Origin of the sequence: Proteus sp. fly-1008, assembly GCF_040140305.1 — a bacterium.
Taxonomy (GTDB): domain Bacteria; phylum Pseudomonadota; class Gammaproteobacteria; order Enterobacterales; family Enterobacteriaceae; genus Proteus; species Proteus vulgaris_B.
On the sequence record NZ_JBEEWH010000036.1, the window covers coordinates 1 to 2,141 of the forward strand.

6 protein-coding genes are annotated in these 2,141 nt (G+C 41.7%); all 6 read left to right on the top strand.

The genetic code is table 11. From position 1 onward, the window contains the following. The coding region (locus tag ABN256_RS18920; protein WP_349439921.1) for a DnaB-like helicase C-terminal domain-containing protein at positions 1-291 on the top strand (291 nt) is incomplete at its 5' end. Positions 292-310: 19 nt separating this feature from the next. Beyond that, complete coding sequence (locus ABN256_RS18925; RefSeq protein ID WP_124743660.1) at positions 311-697, top strand: hypothetical protein; 387 nt, start codon at positions 311-313, stop codon at positions 695-697. A 63-nt stretch (positions 698-760) separates the two neighbouring features. Next, the gene (locus tag ABN256_RS18930; RefSeq protein WP_349439922.1) at positions 761-1,018 is read left to right on the top strand and encodes a DUF551 domain-containing protein; all 258 of its coding nucleotides are present in this window, start codon (positions 761-763) and stop codon (positions 1,016-1,018) included. Beyond that, positions 1,015-1,242 carry a hypothetical protein gene (locus ABN256_RS18935; RefSeq protein ID WP_161729504.1) on the top strand — a complete coding sequence of 76 codons (228 nt, stop codon included), beginning with the start codon at positions 1,015-1,017 and terminating at the stop codon, positions 1,240-1,242. The genes ABN256_RS18930 and ABN256_RS18935 overlap by 4 nt, the downstream gene beginning before the upstream one ends. A gap of 304 nt (positions 1,243-1,546) precedes the next feature. Then, positions 1,547-1,993, top strand: coding sequence for a recombination protein NinB (locus ABN256_RS18940; protein ID WP_349439923.1), 447 nt, complete (start codon positions 1,547-1,549; stop codon positions 1,991-1,993). A gap of 5 nt (positions 1,994-1,998) precedes the next feature. Continuing rightward, positions 1,999-2,141 (top strand): DUF3310 domain-containing protein (locus tag ABN256_RS18945; RefSeq protein ID WP_349439924.1); only part of this gene is annotated, 143 nt, incomplete at its 3' end.

Consider the following 2,141-nt stretch of genomic DNA (forward strand, 5'->3'; position numbering starts at 1 on the left):
CAATTAAACCGTAACTTAGAGCAACGAACCAATAAGCGCCCCGTTAATGCTGATTTGAGAGAGTCTGGCGTTATTGAACAGGAAGCAGACGTTATCTTCATGATTTATCGTGATGAAAAATATAACCCTCAATCAGAGCTAAAAGGGATCACTGAAATTATTTGCACAAAATCACGTCACGCACCTGGTGCAGAAAAAACATATTACTTTACTAACGCTCGTGGTGGTTTAGATCAGGCAGTTTTAAGCAATATAAACAGCGACTACTTAGATGAAGAAATTGAGTGTTAACACGCAAGAGGATTTTTAGATGAGTGCAGATAACAATGTTATTCAATTTAAAGCGCCTAGTGATGCCACTCCCTCAATTGATATAGAGGTTAAGGGAAGAAAGAACAGGCAGCAAACGCAATGTAAGCATAATTCACTGGTTGTTGATGAAGAAAACAGAGTGGTCGAATGCAATGATTGTGGCTGTGTTGTTGATGCTTTCGATGTCTTGCTGGCTAGGGCGAACAATGGCGAGTCAGTAGTTCGACAGATAAGTCAGTTATTAGAACAGCGTGATGAGCTGCGTAAATCAGTTGATGGACTTTTGAGGGAAGAAAAGAACACTAAAGCCAGACTTCGCAGTGCTAGAACTGACCTTTTATTTATTGAAAATAAGAAATTGCAGCATGAGGGTAAGGTTGGATGAAACAAGTAATTAAGAGGGGTTTTTAGTGATGAAAGTAACAACGTTAATAGAGGGAGGCATCTAATGCAGGGAACTAATTGGGTTAAGTGTAGTGATTCACTACCAGACATGGAAACACCAGTATTTGCTGGGTGGTTCAGAGGTGAAGAGTTTGTATACCACGTTTTCATGCGCTCTGATACATGCGGAGAAGGTTGGACATGGTCAATCTCATTCGATAATTACATAAGTTGCGGTGAGGATTTCATCGAGGATGATGACTACTCAATGATAACTCATTGGCGACCAATGCTTAACCCACCAATGCCAGAGGGTGAATGATGGAATCACCACTTGCACGAATGATTAAGCAACAGGTGTTCGACACTAACGTTGCTCGTTTAGTTAAGCTCAACGATGAGCAATGGGATTTCATACTGAATGACCAAGATGAGTGCGCGTGGGCTGGCGGTAACTACTACGGTCACGATTATCATGAGTGGGAAATTCTTATAGCTCACGATATTAAATACGTTCAAACAGGATTGAGAGAGGCGCTGATATGAACGAACTCAAGAAATCCCGTTTTGCGGGGGGTGAAGCTAAATTAGTTGGTTACTTCCTAATGGAAGCCAAATGTAGAAAGTGTAGAGCTTCTTTACCGCCAAAGGAAAGAGAAGAGGCTATATATGCATGGAACAGGAGAGCTAACAGTGAGTGATAAGTTAAAGTGTCGTCGTTGTCGTAAAGTGACTGAACTAAAAGAGCTTAAGAAAATACATAAAAATGACTGCATTGTTTTAGTGTGCCATTACTGTAATTGCAGAAACTTCAACAACGTGTTTCTAAAAAATTGAACAGGAGGCTAACTTGGAGAAAGCCACAAAGTTTCTTCTAAGAAATAAACGAATACGTGAAAACCTAATAGCCACACTAAACGCCTTACCCCTCAACGAAGAATTCCCCCTAGAAGTAAAAATCTCAGAATCCAGCCGAACACTACCGCAGAACGACATGTTCCATGCGCTATGTGGTGATGTGTCAAAGCAAATGACACTCAACAATGAACCGCTGAAATTATGGCAGTGGAAGAATATCTTTGTGTCTGGCCACTGGATGGTTACTACGGGAGCGAAAGAGTCACCGTTAATTAGGGGAATTGAAGGTGAGCTATTAAACATACGAGAGAGTACGTCTCAAATGGGTAAGAAGCGCATGAGCAGCTTAATTGAATACTCGACAGCTTGGGCGGTACAAAGTGGCGTAAAACTGCGTACAACTCGTTATGAATATAACTACTACGGTCACAGGGGGTAATGACTATGACAGACAACGTAAATGACCCACCACACTACGCATCGGGTGATATCGAGTGCATCGATGCCATTAAAGCCAGTATGACCAAGGAGGCGTTTCTAGGCTATCTCAAGGGCAATATCCAAAAGTACGTCTGGCGATACGAAAA